The sequence below is a fragment of the Sorangium sp. So ce128 genome, assembly GCF_051525245.1.
Lineage (GTDB): Bacteria > Myxococcota_A > Polyangia > Polyangiales > Polyangiaceae > Sorangium > Sorangium cellulosum_B.
Genome location: NZ_CP150313.1, coordinates 11,497,463 through 11,512,467, shown reverse-complemented (window position 1 = coordinate 11,512,467; position 15,005 = coordinate 11,497,463). Strand labels below are relative to the sequence as shown.

The 15,005-nt window shown below is 69.4% G+C and carries 11 protein-coding genes; 3 read left to right on the top strand and 8 right to left on the bottom strand.

Going from position 1 to position 15,005, the window contains the following annotated elements:
* Positions 1–29: 29 nt before the first annotated feature.
* From clpB to dnaN, 4 genes are all read right to left on the bottom strand, one after another.
* A complete protein-coding gene (clpB, locus tag WME82_RS43640; protein WP_438040121.1) occupies positions 30–2,639 on the bottom strand; it encodes an ATP-dependent chaperone ClpB in 2,610 nt (869 codons plus the stop codon).
* Between the two features lie 306 nt (positions 2,640–2,945).
* The gene (gene gyrB, locus WME82_RS43635) at positions 2,946–5,444 is read right to left on the bottom strand and encodes a DNA topoisomerase (ATP-hydrolyzing) subunit B (protein WP_438040120.1); all 2,499 of its coding nucleotides are present in this window, start codon (positions 5,442–5,444) and stop codon (positions 2,946–2,948) included.
* 461 nt (positions 5,445–5,905) lie between these two features.
* A complete protein-coding gene (gene recF / locus WME82_RS43630; protein ID WP_438040119.1) occupies positions 5,906–7,057 on the bottom strand; it encodes a DNA replication/repair protein RecF in 1,152 nt (383 codons plus the stop codon).
* On the bottom strand, positions 7,054–8,184 hold the full coding sequence (gene dnaN, locus WME82_RS43625; protein WP_012240773.1) for a DNA polymerase III subunit beta: 1,131 nt from the start codon (positions 8,182–8,184) through the stop codon (positions 7,054–7,056). The genes recF and dnaN overlap by 4 nt, the downstream gene beginning before the upstream one ends.
* Positions 8,185–8,555: 371 nt before the next feature.
* Here dnaN and WME82_RS43620 point away from each other — a divergent pair, with 371 nt between their 5' ends.
* Both WME82_RS43620 and WME82_RS43615 read left to right on the top strand, forming a co-directional pair.
* Positions 8,556–10,292, top strand: coding sequence for a protein kinase domain-containing protein (locus tag WME82_RS43620; RefSeq protein WP_438040118.1), 1,737 nt, complete (start codon positions 8,556–8,558; stop codon positions 10,290–10,292).
* A gap of 24 nt (positions 10,293–10,316) precedes the next feature.
* A complete protein-coding gene (locus WME82_RS43615; protein WP_438040117.1) occupies positions 10,317–10,973 on the top strand; it encodes an ATP-binding cassette domain-containing protein in 657 nt (218 codons plus the stop codon).
* 147 nt (positions 10,974–11,120) lie between these two features.
* Here the strand turns inward: WME82_RS43615 and bioD are convergent, their stop codons facing one another.
* The 3 genes from bioD to zapA form a co-directional block, all read right to left on the bottom strand.
* Complete coding sequence (gene bioD, locus WME82_RS43610; RefSeq protein WP_438040116.1) at positions 11,121–11,771, bottom strand: dethiobiotin synthase; 651 nt, start codon at positions 11,769–11,771, stop codon at positions 11,121–11,123.
* A 44-nt stretch (positions 11,772–11,815) separates the two neighbouring features.
* Positions 11,816–12,970, bottom strand: coding sequence for an aminotransferase class I/II-fold pyridoxal phosphate-dependent enzyme (locus tag WME82_RS43605; RefSeq protein ID WP_438040115.1), 1,155 nt, complete (start codon positions 12,968–12,970; stop codon positions 11,816–11,818).
* A 74-nt stretch (positions 12,971–13,044) separates the two neighbouring features.
* The gene (gene zapA, locus WME82_RS43600; protein WP_012240768.1) at positions 13,045–13,374 is read right to left on the bottom strand and encodes a cell division protein ZapA; all 330 of its coding nucleotides are present in this window, start codon (positions 13,372–13,374) and stop codon (positions 13,045–13,047) included.
* 214 nt (positions 13,375–13,588) lie between these two features.
* On the opposite strand from zapA, the gene WME82_RS43595 reads away from it, so the two are divergent.
* A complete protein-coding gene (locus tag WME82_RS43595) occupies positions 13,589–14,203 on the top strand; it encodes a hypothetical protein (protein ID WP_437913571.1) in 615 nt (204 codons plus the stop codon).
* A gap of 27 nt (positions 14,204–14,230) precedes the next feature.
* Here the strand turns inward: WME82_RS43595 and WME82_RS43590 are convergent, their stop codons facing one another.
* Positions 14,231–14,986 carry a hypothetical protein gene (locus WME82_RS43590; RefSeq protein WP_437742424.1) on the bottom strand — a complete coding sequence of 252 codons (756 nt, stop codon included), beginning with the start codon at positions 14,984–14,986 and terminating at the stop codon, positions 14,231–14,233.
* Positions 14,987–15,005: the final 19 nt, after the last annotated feature.

The window sequence follows — 15,005 nt, the reverse complement described above, 5'->3', positions numbered from 1 at the left end:
GGCCGAGCGCGGGCGCGGGCTGGCGAGCGTCAGTTCGGCGCTGCGCGCGTGAAGGTGAGCCCTCCGGCCCCGCGGTCGATCCGGACCGTGTCTCCCTGCTTGAACTCGCCGGCGAGGATCCGCTTCGCGAGCTCGTCCTCGATGCTCCGCTGGATGGCGCGCTTCAGCGGCCTCGCGCCGTACTGCGGATCCCACCCCTGCTCGATGAGGTAGCCCTTCGCCTCCGACGAGATGGTGAAGAGCAGCCCGCGTCGATCCAGGCGCTTTCGCAGCAGATCGAGCTGGATATCGACGATCTGCTCCATCTGCTCGCGCGCCAGCCGCCGGAACACGATGAGATCGTCGAGGCGATTCAAGAACTCCGGGCGGAAGTGCTTCCGCACCTCCTCGATGACGGCCCTCCTCACGAGCTCGGCCTTCTCGTCCGCCGGCAGGTTCGCTCGCTCCTCGATCGCCGCGGCCGCCGGCGTCCCGAGGTTCGATGTCAGGATGATGATCGTGTTCTTGAAATCGACCGTGTGCCCCTGGCCGTCGGTCAGGCGTCCGTCATCCAGCACCTGGAGGAGCGTGTTCCAGATGTCCGGGTGGGCCTTCTCGATCTCGTCGAACAGCACCACGCTGTAGGGCCGCCGGCGCACCGGCTCCGTGAGCTGGCCTCCCTCCTCGTAGCCGACGTACCCGGGCGGCGCGCCGATCAGCCGGGCCACCGCGTGGCGCTCCCCGTACTCGCTCATATCGAGCCGCACCATGGCCCGCTCGTCGTCGAAGAGGATCTCGGCGAGCGCGCGCGCGAGCTCGGTCTTGCCGACGCCGGTCGGCCCGAGGAACAGGAACGATCCGATCGGCCTGCGCTCGTCGCCGAGCCCGGCCCTCGAGCGCCGGATGGCGTTCGACACCGCGCGGAGCGCGTCCTCCTGCCCGACGACGCGCCGGCGCAGCTCGTCCTCGAGGCGCAGCAGCTTCTGCATCTCGCTCTCGAGCATCTTGGAGACGGGGATCCCGGTCCATTTCGAGACGACCGCGGCGATGTCCTCGTCGGTGACCTCCTCCTTCAGGTAGCTCTGCTTCGACTGCACCTGGGAGAGGGTCGCGCGGATCGACTCGAGCTTCTTCTCGATCTCCGGGATCTTGCCGTAATGGATCTCCGCGGCGCGCCCGAGGTCGCCGGCGCGCTTCAGCCGCTCCTCCTCGAGCCGGAGCTCCTCGATCTGCGGCTTGAGCCGGCGCAGCTCGGAGATGAGCTCCTTCTCGCGCATCCACTGCGCCCGCATCGCGTCGCGCTGCCCCTGGAGATCGGCGATCTCGCGCCGCACCTCGTCGAGGCGGACCTTGCTCGCCTTGTCGCTCTCGCGCTTGAGCGCCTGTTCTTCCATCTGCAGCTTGAGCAGATCGCGCTCGACCTGATCGATCGGCGTGGGCAGGCTGTCGATCTCCATACGGATCTTCGACGCCGCCTCGTCGACCAGATCGATCGCCTTGTCGGGCAAGAAGCGCTCGGTGATGTACCGGTTCGACAGGACGGCGGCCCCGACGAGCGCCGCGTCCTGGATGCGGATCCCGTGGTGGACCTCGTACTTCTCCTTGAGGCCTCGCAGGATGGCGATCGTGTCCTCGACGCTGGGCTGCGTGACGAGCACCTGCTGGAACCGCCGCTCCAGCGCCGCGTCCTTCTCGATCCGCTTGCGGTACTCGTCGAGGGTGGTCGCGCCGATGCACCGGAGCTCGCCGCGCGCGAGCGCCGGCTTCAGCATGTTGGCCGCGTCCATGGCGCCCTCGGCCGCGCCGGCGCCCACCAGCGTGTGGAGCTCGTCGATGAACAGGATGATGCGGCCGTTCGAGCCCTCGATCTCCTTGAGCACGGCCTTCAGCCGGTCCTCGAACTCCCCTCGGAACTTCGAGCCTGCGACCATGGCGGCGAGATCGAGCGCCGCGATGGTCTTGTCCTTGAGCGACTCCGGCACGTCGCCCGCGACGATGCGCTGCGCGATGCCCTCGACGATCGCCGTCTTGCCGACGCCGGGCTCGCCGATGAGCACCGGATTGTTCTTGGTGCGCCGCGAGAGCACCTGGATGACGCGCCGGATCTCCTCGTCTCGGCCGATCACCGGATCGATCTTGCCCTGTCGAGCGAGCTTCGTGAGATCCCGTGTGTACTTCTCGAGCGCCTGGAACTTCCCCTCGGGGTCCCGGTCCGTCACGCGCTGATTGCCGCGCACGGCCGCGAGCGACGAGAGGAGCTTGTCGTACGAGAGCCCCGCTCGTTCGAAGATCGATTGGATCTCCTTGTCGACCTTGATGCCGGCGAGCAGGACGTGCTCTGTCGAGATGTACTCGTCCTTGAGCGCCTTCGCCTCGTCTTCGGCCTTCTGCAGGACCGTGAGCGCGCGCCTCGACAGGTTCGGCTCGGCGCCGCCGCTGACGCGAGGGTAGGTGTCGATCTTCGCGTCGAGGAGGCGCAGCACGCCTGCCGGATCGGCGCCTGCCTTCTGCACCAGAGGCGCGCCGACGCCGCCGTCCTGGCTGACGATCGCCCGCACAAGGTGCTCGGGATAGAGCTCGGGGTTTCCCCGACGGCTGCCGAAATCGACAGCGTCTCGTATGGCCTCCTGGGCCTTCGTCGTCATTCGCTCGATTTTCATGGCCCCTCGAAGCTAAGGCGGGTGCCCCGCCTAGCAAGGGGACGCCCAGGCAAGCGGCTTGCCAAAAACGTTGAAGAGCGTTGAAGGGCGCTGAAGGGACGCCGAAGAGGCGCTGAAGGGATGCCGAGCGAACAGGGCAGGTGAGCGATGCAGCGGCAGCGCCGTGTCAACCCCCGACCGTGCGCCTAGAGCGGGGGGCTCGGCGCGCCGCACGCCCGGGCGCGGAGCCGGGGCGCCGCGTCCCCAGGCGCAAGCGCCGCGCGGGGCGCGCAGGAGCCGCGCCCCGGCGACGCGGGAGACGTCGGCTCAGATATCGAGGTTCTTCACGTTGAGCGCGTTCTGCTCGATGAAGTTGCGCCGCGGCTCGACCTGATCGCCCATCAGGATCGTGAAGAGCTCGTCCGTCTTCACCGCATCGTCGATGCGGACCTGGAGGAGAGTCCGAGCGTCCGGGTTCATCGTCGTTTCCCAGAGCTCGTCGGCGTTCATCTCGCCGAGGCCCTTGTAACGGCTGATCGAGATGCCCTTCTTGCCGCGCTCCTCGATGTAGTCGACGAGCGACTCCCCGTTCTCGATGGTCTCCTCGCCGCTCGAGGTGCGCGCCCGGTACGGGGGCGCGCCGATGGACCGGAGGTCCTGCTCGATCGACCAGGCTTCCTGGTACTCCGGCGAGTTCACCAGATCCCAGTCGATGACGCTCTTTCGCGCGCTCGCGCCCGGGCGCGGCACGATCTCGATCCGGCTCGTCCCGTGCTCCGTGTCCCGGGGCGTCGACAGCGTGAGCGGGAACAGGTCCGGATAGCGCTGCTTCAGGTAGGCGCGGAGCTCGTCGGCGGCCGCGGCGACCTTCTTGGTCTCGCGCAGATCGTCGCGCCCGAGCCCGCTGGACCGCAGCAGCGCCGCCACGATCCGCGCGTCACAGCGCTTGTCGATGTTGGAGAGCACGGCGCGGAACCGCTTCAGCCGCTGCGCCAGCCGGTAGAGCGGCTGGCCAGCGACGCCCGTCTGGGCGCCGCTGGCGACGATCTCGAGCCCGTCCACGGCGTTGCCCACGAGGAACTCGTCGAGGGCGCCCTGGTCCTTCAGGTACAGGTCCCGCTTGCCCTTGCGCACGCGGTAGAGCGGCGGCTGCGCGATGAACAGGTACCCCTTCTCCATGATCTCCGGCATCTGCCGGAAGAAGAAGGTCAGCAGCAGCGTGCGGATGTGGGAACCGTCGACGTCGGCGTCCGTCATCAGGATGATCTTCTGGTAGCGGAGCTTGTCGATCTCGAAGCCGCCGGCGTCGTTGATCCCGCAGCCGAGGGCGGTGATCAGCGTGCCGACCTCGGCGGAGCTCAGCATGCGGTCGAGCCGCGCGCGCTCGACGTTCAGGATCTTCCCCTTCAGCGGGAGGATCGCCTGGAAGTGCCGGTCGCGCCCCATCTTGGCGCTGCCGCCGGCGCTCTCACCCTCGACGATGTAGATCTCGCTCTTCTCCGGGTCCTTGGACTGGCAATCGGCGAGCTTGCCCGAGAGCGAGGTCACGTCGAGCGAGCCCTTGCGGATCACCTCGCGCGCCTTGCGGGCCGCCTCGCGCGCCTTCGCCGCGACGACCGCCTTCTCGATGATCTTCTTCGCGCTCTGGGGGTTCTCTTCGAAGTACTGCCCGAGCTTGTCGCTGACGGCGGCCTCGACGATGCCCTTGACCTCGCTCGACACGAGCTTGGATTTCGTCTGCGAGTCGAACGACGGGTCCGGGTGCTTGATGCTGAGCACGCACGTCAGGCCCTCACGCGCGTCCTCGCCCTGCAGGCCCTGCTTCAGCTCCTTGAAGAGGTTGTGCGCGCTCCCGTAGTTGTTGATCGTCTTCGTGAGCGCGGCGCGGAGCCCGGTGAGGTGGGTGCCGCCATCCTTGTTGTGGACGTTGTTCGTGTAACAGAAGATGGCCTCCGTATAGGAGCCATTCCACTGCAGCGCGACCTCCACGCCGACCGGCGGAGTCGCGGAGCTGCCGCGGCCGTTCGCGCCGTCGCCTGTGGCGCCGGCCTCATGCTGCGACACGAAGCTGATCACGTCGTCGTGAATCGGCTCCTTGGTCTTGTTGAGGAGCGACACGAACTCGGAGATGCCCCCCTTGTACTCGTAGATCTCCGCTCTCCCGTCGGGGCGCTGGTCGTGGAGGTGAATGACGAGCCCGGCGTTCAGGAACGCGAGCTCGCGCAGGCGGCTCGCGAGGATGTCGAAGCTGAACTCGACCGTGCTGAAGACGAGCGGATCGGGCTTGAAGGTGAGCTTCGTCCCCGTCTTGTCCGTCACGCCGATCCCCTTGAGCGGCGCCCTCGGCACGCCCCGGGCGTACTCCTGAAACCAGAGCTTTCCTTCGCGCTTGATCTCGAGCTTCAGCCACTCGGAGACGGCGTTCACGGCGCTCACGCCGACGCCGTGCAAGCCCGCAGAGACCTTGTAGCTGGAGTTGTCGAACTTGCCGCCGGCGTGGAGGACGGTCATGACGACCTCTGCCGCGCTCACGCCCTTGGCGTGCATCCCGACCGGGATCCCGCGGCCGTTGTCCTCGATCGACACCGAGCCGTCGAAGTGGACGGTGACCCTGATCTCCGTGCAGGCGCCGGCGAGGTGCTCGTCGACCGCGTTGTCGATGGCTTCCCAGACGAGGTGGTGGAGCCCCGATCCGTCGTGCACATCGCCGATGTACATGCCGGGTCGCTTTCGCACCGCTTCAAGGCCTTCGAGCGCCGTGATGCTGTGGGCGTCATACGACGCCTTGGTGAGGTCGGTCGGCTGGCTCAGGGTGGGTTCCGTCATCTCGGTCCTGGTGGCGCGCCCGCCGCCTCTCACCGGGGGCGCAGAGCGGCGGAGACCGCTCGGATTGCCGGAGTTCTTGCAGTGGAGGGGCCGGCTCGATGGCAGCTCGTCTGGTGAGACCCGGGCGCCGCGGCCGCGGCGCCGGATCGATTCCGGGGCCACGAGCGTTCATGTGCGGACCGCCCGTCGATGCCCCGTAAAGACTGCGGAAATGTAGCCGAAATCAGGGGCTCGGGCAAGCGTTTCGCCGGGTCCGGAAGGCTCGTAACACCGTATTTTCGGTGCCCGTCGCGGGCGCGTCCGGAGCATCCCAACTCGCGCGCTCCGGGGCCAGGATCAACGCGGTTGACGGCGGTCGCGGCGCGGTCGGCGGACGTTCGTCCATCGCGCCCGCCGCGCGCCGCGCGCGCCCGGCAGCGGCGCGCCCGGCAGCGGCACGCCCGGCACGCCCGCGACGAACGTCAGCCGACCGCGCCGCCTTCGACGTGGAAATCGCGCCGCTCCGAGGAAGGTACGCCCGGCGTGACGATGAGATCGCGCCGCGTGGTCGTCAGGAATACCTGTCCGCGCGCCATTCCGAGGAACATGAACAGCGCCGTGGTCCGGTCGGGATCGAGCTCGCTCGACACGTCGTCGAGCAAAAGGATGGGCTCTACGCCCCGGACGGAAGAGATGGCAGCGGTCTCTGCTGCTTTGAGCGCGAGCGTGAGGGCCCTGTGCTGGCCCTGGGAGGCGACAACGCGGGCGGGGTGGCCGTCGAGCTCGAGCAGCAGGTCGTCTCGGTGGGGGCCGTAGCCCGCGCTCGGCCGGTGCGCGTCGCGGCGGCGCTGCTCGCGCAGCGCCTCGCGCGCCTGCTCGGCGTCGCCGCTGCCGCCCGGCGCGTACCGTGCGACCAGGGTCAGGTCGGGCGCGGCGATGCGGGCGAAGGCGTGCGTGAGCTCCGGCGCCAGCGCCTGGACGGCGGCCTCGCGGGCGCGGGTCAGCGCCGCGCCATGGAGGGCGCAGAGCGCCTCGAACGCGTCGAGCTCGGCGCTCGCCTGGGCCTGCGCGCCCCCGCCGCGGTGGAGCAGCTCGTGGCGCGCGCGGAGCGCCTGCGCATAGCGGGCCCGGTGGTCGGCGCTCTGCGGGTCCATGAAGAGCGCCAGGCGATCGAGCAGCGTGCGCCGCGCGCTCGAGGGCCCGGTGGACAGCGCGAGCTCCTCCGCGTGGAAGGCGACGACCGGCGATCGCGTCGCGAAGCTCGCCAGGCTCGGGGGCCGGTTGCCGTCGATGCGCACGACGCACCGCTTGTTCTCCACGGCGGCGGTCTGCTCGCGCGCGAGCGGCTGCAGCGCGTCCCGCCGCTCGACGAAGCGCGCGCGCGCGCTCGCGATGGGGGCGCCGTGGCGGACCAGCTCGGCCAGCCGGTGGGTGCGGAAGCTCCTCGAGGTCGCGGCGAAGTAGATCGCCTCGAGCAGGCTCGTCTTGCCCTGCCCGTTGTTGCCGGCGATCACGTTGATACGCGGCGCGGGCTCGACGTCGACGCGGCCGAGGTTCCGGAACTCGCGGATGTGGAGCCGCTCGAGGAGGAGGCTCGGGGAGGGCCCCTGGAGCTCGTCGGAGGGCGCGCTCAAATCCGCATCGGCATGATGACGGCGACGTAGCTCTGCTGGTTCGACTCGCTGCCGGGTCGGATCACGGCGGGGTCGAGCTCGCCGGAGATGCCGAGGATGACCTCCTCGTCGTCGATCGAGGCGAGCACGTCGAGGAAGTACTTCGCGTTGAAGCCGATGGTGACCTCGGGTCCGCTGTAGTCGACGGCCACCTCGTCGAAGCCGGCGCCGGTGTCGGGGCTCTCGCTGGTGATCCGGAGCGTCCCCGGCGCGATCGACAGCTTGACGCCGCCGGTGCGGTCGTTGGCGGCGAGCGCGATGGCGCGGAGGGCCTCGGCGAACGCGACGCGGGGGGCGCGGACCGAGCGCTCGGTGACCGACGGGATGACCTGCTGGTAGGGCGGGAACTGCGCGTCGACGAGCTTCACCGAGAACTGCATCCCGGCGATGTTGAAGAAGGCGTTCGGCCCGCTCTGGGTGATGGCGACCATCGGGGTCTCCTTCTCGGCGCGCGCCTCCTCGGCGAGGCGGCGGAGCTCGGTGATCGCCTTGAGCGGGATGAGCATGGTGGCCGTCGCGGAGCTTCCCGACACGGTCGCCTCCATCTTGGAGAGGCGATGGCCGTCGGTGGTCACCATCCTGACGCGATCGCCGGCCCACTCGAAGAGGGCGCTGTTCACGTGGGCGCGGGTCTCGTCGGTGGAGATCGAGAAGTGGGTCCGGGTGATCAGGAGCGCGAGCTGCTCGACGGGGAGCTCCAGCGAGGGCGCGTCCACCGCCGGGGCGGGCAGCTGCGGGAACTCCGAGCCGGGGAGCCCGGGGAGCGTGTAGCGCCGGGGCGATCCCACGGCCTTGAGCGACGTGTGCGCGCCCTCGGTGGTGGTGATCTGGATCGGACCATCGGGCATGGCCTTCACGCGCTCCAGCAGGTCCCTGGCCGGGACGGCGACGGTGCCGCCGGTCTTGATGTCCGCGTGGGTCTGTCCGGTCACGCCGAGGTACAGGTCGGTCGCGGCGACGCGGACCGCGTTGCCCTCGGCGGCGAGCAGGACGTTGGCGAGCGCGGGCATCGCGCTCTTCTTGTCCGCCACGCCTTGGCAGCGCGCGACGAGGCGAAGCAGATCTTTCTTGGGGATCACAAGGTCCATAGCCGACTCCGGAGTCGCTCCCTTTAGCAGGGTTATCGCCCGGGGGTGCGCTGGAAATGAGCGCTCGCGTGACCTTGCGCAACGCCTCTTCTTTCCATGAAATAGATAGATAAAGACATCGTCTTCGTCGTAGGCGTTGTGGAGGGCGGGGATAACTCAGAATGCGCAATGAATCCAACGAGTTAGAAGCGGACGCCCTGGGGTAAATGGACCGTCCTCAGGGGTAGGTGGACAGGGGAGAGCTGGCGGATGGCCGATCTCCCCCGTTTTGCCCCCAGGGTTGCCGGCGGGGTTATCCCCAAGGATCCCCCAGGGGGCGTGCGGGGTGATGTGGAACCGAGCGTTACCTGCGTGCTCTGCCCCGATGCGCTGTGCAGTTCCGAGCAGCACCTGGATGGAGTATTTCAAATTGTACGGACTTGAGTTCGGTGCGGTGCATCCACTGCGGTAGCCACCACGATCTCGCGGTGATCGTGTGTCCGGCGACCGGGCTGGTCGTCGCTCCGAGCGATCCGCCGCCGTCGCGCGCGGGCGCTCGCGCTGGCGTGGCTCCGTTGCTGCCGAGCCATCGGCCCTCAGGGCATCCTTCGTCGAGGGTGGCACCGCCGTTGCTGAGGTGGCCGGCGGGCGTGGCGCCGAGCTCATCGGTGCGCGGCGCGCTGGCGCCAGGTGCGGAGCACCGGGCTTTTGCGTCGCGCGCTCCGCCGTCTGCCGTGGCGGGCTCGCGGACGCCGGCGTGGCCCGGGAGCCGCGGCGTGAGCCCGACCTCTTCCGGGCGCTCGCTGCTCGGCCACGTGATCGGCGACAAGTACGCGGTCACCGCCATCATCGGGGAGGGCGGCATGGGCGCGGTGTACGAGGCGGAGCACCTCCAGATCGGGCGGCTGGTCGCTGTCAAGGTGATGCATCCGCGGGAGACCCAGAAGCGTGAGGCCATCTCGAGGCTGGAGCACGAGGCGCGGGTCGCCGGGCGGATCGGTCATCCCAACATCTGTGAAGTGTACGATATGGGGTGGCTCCCTGACGGCAGTCCCTACCTCGTGATGGAACGTCTCCACGGGGAGACGCTGGCGCAGCGGATCGAGCGCTGTGGCGTCGTTCCGCCGAACGAGCTCGTCGACATCATGCTTCAGGTGCTCTCGGCGCTGGTGACGGCGCATGATCGCGGGGTCGTCCACCGTGACCTGAAGCCAGAGAACATCTTCCTCTCGGAGCGCGCCGGCATGTTGCCGGTGGCCAAGCTGCTCGATTTCGGCATCTCCCAGGCCTCGGGCATGGATGGGGCGCTGACGGATCTGACCCGCACCGGCATGGTGATGGGCACGCCGTACTACATGGCGCCCGAGCAGGCACGGGGGGACGCGGAGCTTGACCGCCGGCTCGATCTGTGGGCTGCGGGCGTGATCCTGTACGAGGCGCTGACAGGCCAGCGCCCATTCGTGGCCCGCAACTACAATGCGTTGCTCGTCCAGATTCTCACGCTGTGGCACCGGCCGATGACGGAGCTCGATCCGACGATTCCGCCCGGCCTCTCGCGCCTCGTGGATCGCGCGCTGGCGAAGGCGCGGGATGAACGATTCCAGAGCGCGCGGGAGTTCCTGGAAGGGCTGCGGCGGTTCAAGAACAAGGTGCCGGTGTCACAGAAGCGCCGGCTGGAGCGCGTTGCCGTTCAGAATGTCGTCGACGAACAGTCCGACGACGGCACGATGAGGTTCGCTCGGCTCGGACAGGGCGAGCAGGAGAGTGACCCTGGCAGGGTCGTCCTGGCGGACGCTCTCGGCACAGAGGCGGCGGCGAGGAAGGAACCGCAGACGGCGGACCGCAACAGCAGAGGGCTGCAGGTCCCTCATGGCGTGCGGTCGCTGCGGTCGTCCGACGGTGGCGCTGTGCGCAGACCGAGCGAGCCGGTTGCGGAGGCGGATGACGGGCAGTCTCGAGACGATGAGTCGGAAGATCGACCGACGATTCCGTCGTTGAGTCCGCTCGAGGCGGGAGCGGAGCTCTCCGACGATTCCGAGGCGACTGTCGTTGATCCGCCAGCGTTCCCGGAGGACATCACCACGGTCGTTCAGGGCGAAGGTCGCGCTCGAGGCGGCGACAAGGGCTGACGGGAACGCGAGCGCAGGAGCAAGGTGAGCGCTGTGAGGACGATCGAGCGCGTGGTGGCCCGTGGCGTCGTGAAGACCTACGGAGCAACGGCGGCGTTGCGTGGGGTGAACGCGACGATCGAGGCAGGGCGATTGACGCTCATCGAGGGGGCGAACGGATCGGGCAAGTCAACGCTACTCGGGATCCTCGGGACCGTGATCCGTCCCACGTCGGGCGCGGTGAACTACGAGCCGCTTGGCGACGATGTCGGGACGGCGCGCGGCACCATCGGCTGGCTGTCCCACGAGTCGCTGGCGTACCCGGACCTCTCCGGTCGGCAGAACGTCGAGCTTGCGGCCGGCTTCCACGGGCTCGACGCGCACGAGGCGTGGCGTCATGCGGAGGAGCGCTTCGAGCTCGGGAGCTTTGCGCTGAGGCCGCTCCGCACGTGTTCGCGCGGCCAGCGACAACGAATCGCGCTCGCGAGAGCCCTGGTGCACCAGCCTTCGCTGGTTCTGCTGGATGAGCCGACCACGGGCCTCGACCGCGCAGGGGTGGCGCGGCTGCTCGCGGTCGTGGACGCGGAGGTGGCGCGGGGCGCCGCGGTGGTCGTGGTGTCCCACGAGCCGGAGGTCTTCCGGGAGCGGGCGGCCGCCCGTCTCGTGCTGGAGCGGGGTCGCGTCGTCACCGCCGCTTCCTGACGAGGCGGGCCGGTCCTTCGGAAGTCCCGCGAACCCGCCGGGTGGGGCCTCGGACCGGAGCTCGGAACCGGGTACTCGGGTCCGGTAGCTCGGCCTGATTTCTCACGACCTCGGGGCTGGTCACCCCTTGAACGTGACGACGTCTCGCTACGAAAGGGCGAGGCGCGCCAGGGTGGCCTGCGCCGCGGCGAGCGATGCCGGCGCTGTTGGAGCGGCGCGCGGCATCACGACAGCGCCGGAAGCAATGCCGAGCGCAGCGAGCTCCCCCGCGTTCGTGCCGGTGGATGCATCGGGCACTGTCGGCGGGTTCAGCACGATCACGGCTGGGGCAAGGCCAGGGGCGAGCGCGCGAAGGGCGAGCGTGCAGCAAGCGACCTCGTGAAGGATGCCTAGCCGGTCGAGGCCGATCAAGACGACGGCATCGGGCGAGAGTGCACGCACGAGGTCTGCGTTCGTCAGTCCTGGTCCGAGCGGGGAGAGGAGCGCGCCGGCGCTCTCGACGACCGCGAGGGGAGCGGACTGCCTGTCGACCCACGCGGTGACGACGTCGAGCGAGATGGCGTGTCCGCAACGGCGCGCTGCCAGGTGAGGGGAGAGCGGTTCGGCGAAGCGGTAGGGGGCTGGCTCGGGCTGGACCGAGCTGACGAGCGCCAGCTGCTCGGCGTCGGTAGTCGAGGTGCCGTCGATGCCCGATTCGATGGGCTTCAAGCCGCAGACCTTGTCGCCGCGAGCTGCCAGCGCTGCGACCAGGGCGACCGACACGTGCGTCTTGCCCACCCCGGTGCCGGTTCCGACCACGGCGACCCGGATCCGTCCTGTTTCACGTGAAACAGGATGTCCCCTCATCGCATCGCCTCCCGGAATCCTGCGAGGGCACGCTCGACGTCCGACTCGGAGAGCGACGCGTTCGCCACGATACGGAGCCGCGACGTACCCGCCGGCACCGTCGGTGGCCGGATCGCCTGGACGAGGACGCCCTCGCTCGCGAGGCGCCGAGACATCTCCACCGCGGCCCCCGGCGACTTCAGAAGCCAGGGGAGGATCGGGCCCAAGGAGCCAGGAAGCAGCTCGGCTCCCAGCGTCAGCAGACCAGAGCGAAGCCGGTGGGTGATCATCGCCAGACGCGCCCGAGCCGGGTCGTCCACGGCGGTGCGGCGGACCCGCTCCACCGCAGCGAGCGCCACCACAGGGCTGATGCCGGTCGAGTAAACGAAGCTCCTGGCGCGGTTCCACAGGTAGGTTCGCAAGGTCCACGAGCCCGCGACGAAGGCGCCGTGGAGCCCGAGCGACTTGCCGAGCGTGCCAATGAGCACATCGGGGCGAACCCCGGCCTCGGCGCAGAGGCCAGCCCCGCGCGGTCCGAAGACACCGAGGGCGTGCGCCTCGTCCACGATCAACGCGGCATCGTGACGATCGCAGAGCTCACGGAGGCGGCCGAGGTCGGGGGTGTCGCCATCCATGCTGAAGAGCGATTCGGTCACCACCCACCGGCGGCGCGCGCCCCTGGCCCGCACGAGGGCGCTCTCCACCGCCTCTACGTCGACATGGCCCACCACCTCGACGGTCGCGCCCGAGAGACGACATCCGTCGATGAGCGACGCGTGGTTCAGCGCGTCCGACACGACGACATCTCCCGGCCTGGCCAGGGCAGCGACGGTGCCAACATTCGCCGCATACCCCGAGGAGAACAGCAACGTCGCTTCCACGTTCAGCCAGGCGGCGATCTCTCTCTCGGCCATGAGGTGGGCCTCGTGGGTCCCGCTCACCAGGCGGGACGCCCCCGCACCGCTCGCGGTCCCGACCTCGGAAGGCAAGGCGAGCCCGGCGTAGCCGAGGTAGTCGTTGGAGCACAGGACCAGCAGCCGGTCGGAAGCCGGGGCAGCAGGGGGCGTGCGAAGCAAGCCGGCGCGCTCCATCTCGGAGAGCTCGTCCTGGAGATGGCGAAGGGCGTTCATGCCTCCAGGCGTGGGGTCGAGGGCCTGGAAAGCTTCATCCATGGGTGCAGGCATGCCATCTCCAGACAGCGGCAGGGCCGCTCAGAGGGGACCTCGCCAGGTACGGGCACTCCAGCTCAGCGTGTGCTGTCGTTCGCTCCGCTGGACGAGGGCGACTCGGGACCGGCGCCGAGGACCGCGTCGACCCGCTGCAGGATACGGCCAAATGCGTCCCGCGCGCGCCCCGCGATGACCGACGCCCGGGTCCGCTCCTGCTCGAGATCGTGCGCGAGCGCGATGGCGGCGAGCAACATGGCCTGGGGGGTCACGGCGCGGCCGGCGGGCACAACGGTAGCGAGCTTCTGATCGACGACCGCGGCGAGCCGCTGGAGCTCTTCGTCGCTCGCGGACGTCACCACGCGGTAGGTCTGACCTCCTACCCGCAGCTGCACTGTGCGTCGCGCCATTGCCCCCGGACGCTACCATGAACGCCAGCGGGCGCGCAGGGCGGGCTGCGTGGTGCGAACGGAGGGACTCACCCGCGACGGACGCGACGGACGCGACGCACGCGATACACGCGACGCACCGAAAATGAACTCCGGAGAGCCTCACGCAGGGCGGGGCTCCGTGCAGCAGAATTCAGGCGCGCTCCCCGCCAGCGCCCTGTAGCATCGCTCCATCATGGCCACCGCGGGCCGCCCAGCTGCCTTGGTTGCCGCGCTCCTCGGAGCCGTTCTCCTCCACGGCACAGCCCGCGCCGAGCCCCAGGCGAGCGCCGGCGTCACCGTTGGCCTTGCCGGCGTCGGCCTCGATCGCCAGCTGTGGGACTCCACGGTCTTCCACCTCGGGCTGCGCGGGGATGTCCTGTTCGGCCGCGCTGCCAACGACGACTTCGGCGTCGGTCCCTACGCCGAGGTGCTCACCCACGCGTTCGATGAGATCCAGACCGGCGCGGGCGTCTCCGTGCTCGTGCCCATCCACGACTCGTTCCCTCTGGTCCTCTCCACCGGCGCCTACGGCCGATGGAGCGACGACGCCCGCGGCGTGGAGCCAGGGATCGCCGCCGCCATCTTCTGGGGTGGACGCAGCTACAACTTTCACTCGCGCTACGGGATGAGCACAGGGCTGCTCGCCCAGGGGCGGTTCGGGCTCGGCGGCTCGAAGGAGACCGCGGTCGTCCTCGCGGCGCAGCTCGATCTCGCGCTGCTCGCCCTTCCGTTCGTCTACCTCTTCGAGGCTGCAAAAGGGCCGTCGCCCGAAGCAGCCCCCGTGCACCGCGCCAGACCGGCGCGGTGACGGCGGCTCGGGCCTGCGATGAGCGCTCTACAGGCCGAAGCTTGCGATGTGATCGGCGCAGGGCTGACCGAGGTCACGACAGTCCTGAGGGCCCCGGGCGCCAGGGCAGGCGCCCTCGAGCTCCTTGGCGTCCTCGCACTCCTCGTTCGCGGAGCTGTAGCAGCAGTCCGGCGGAGACGTGTCGACGCACCGGCTGCAGGCGAAGCAGACCCTGACGGGGTAGGTCCACTCCGTGGTCTCGACCTCCTGCCCGCCCAGCGTCCTGCCGCGCAACACCACCGTCGCCCACACCTGGATATCGCGCCGGAGCTGCGCGGCCTGCCCGCGCAAGGTGTCCATCGTGGCGCCGTCGATCAGGAGGACCTCGGTGCAGTTGTAGCCCGGGTCGCCGGACGAACCCGGGTCGACCGTGCCGGTGATCGGAACGACGTAGCCCGGCGTCACGTCGTTGCCCTCGATGTCAGCGACACGGACCTCGGCCTCGTAGAGCTGGACGCGGGATGTCTCCGTCCGGAGGACGTCGGGGTCGCCGCGCTCCACGATCTGGTTGCCCACCAGGAGCAGCGCGCTGTGGCTGCCCGCATAGGCCGAGTCCACCGCATCCTCGGTCCAGAACGGTTCGCTGGGGCCGCAGCTCACGCTGCAGTCCCCCGTCTCTGCCATCCGCATGCGGATGAACACGCTGCTCTCGTTGTCGGCGCATGCAGACCCGAGCAGGCCACCCGACGTCGCGAGCAGCGCCAGCGCGCACAACCTCCTCGCGAGGCCGGGCGTTGCGTTCACGGACCCTTCTCCTTCATCA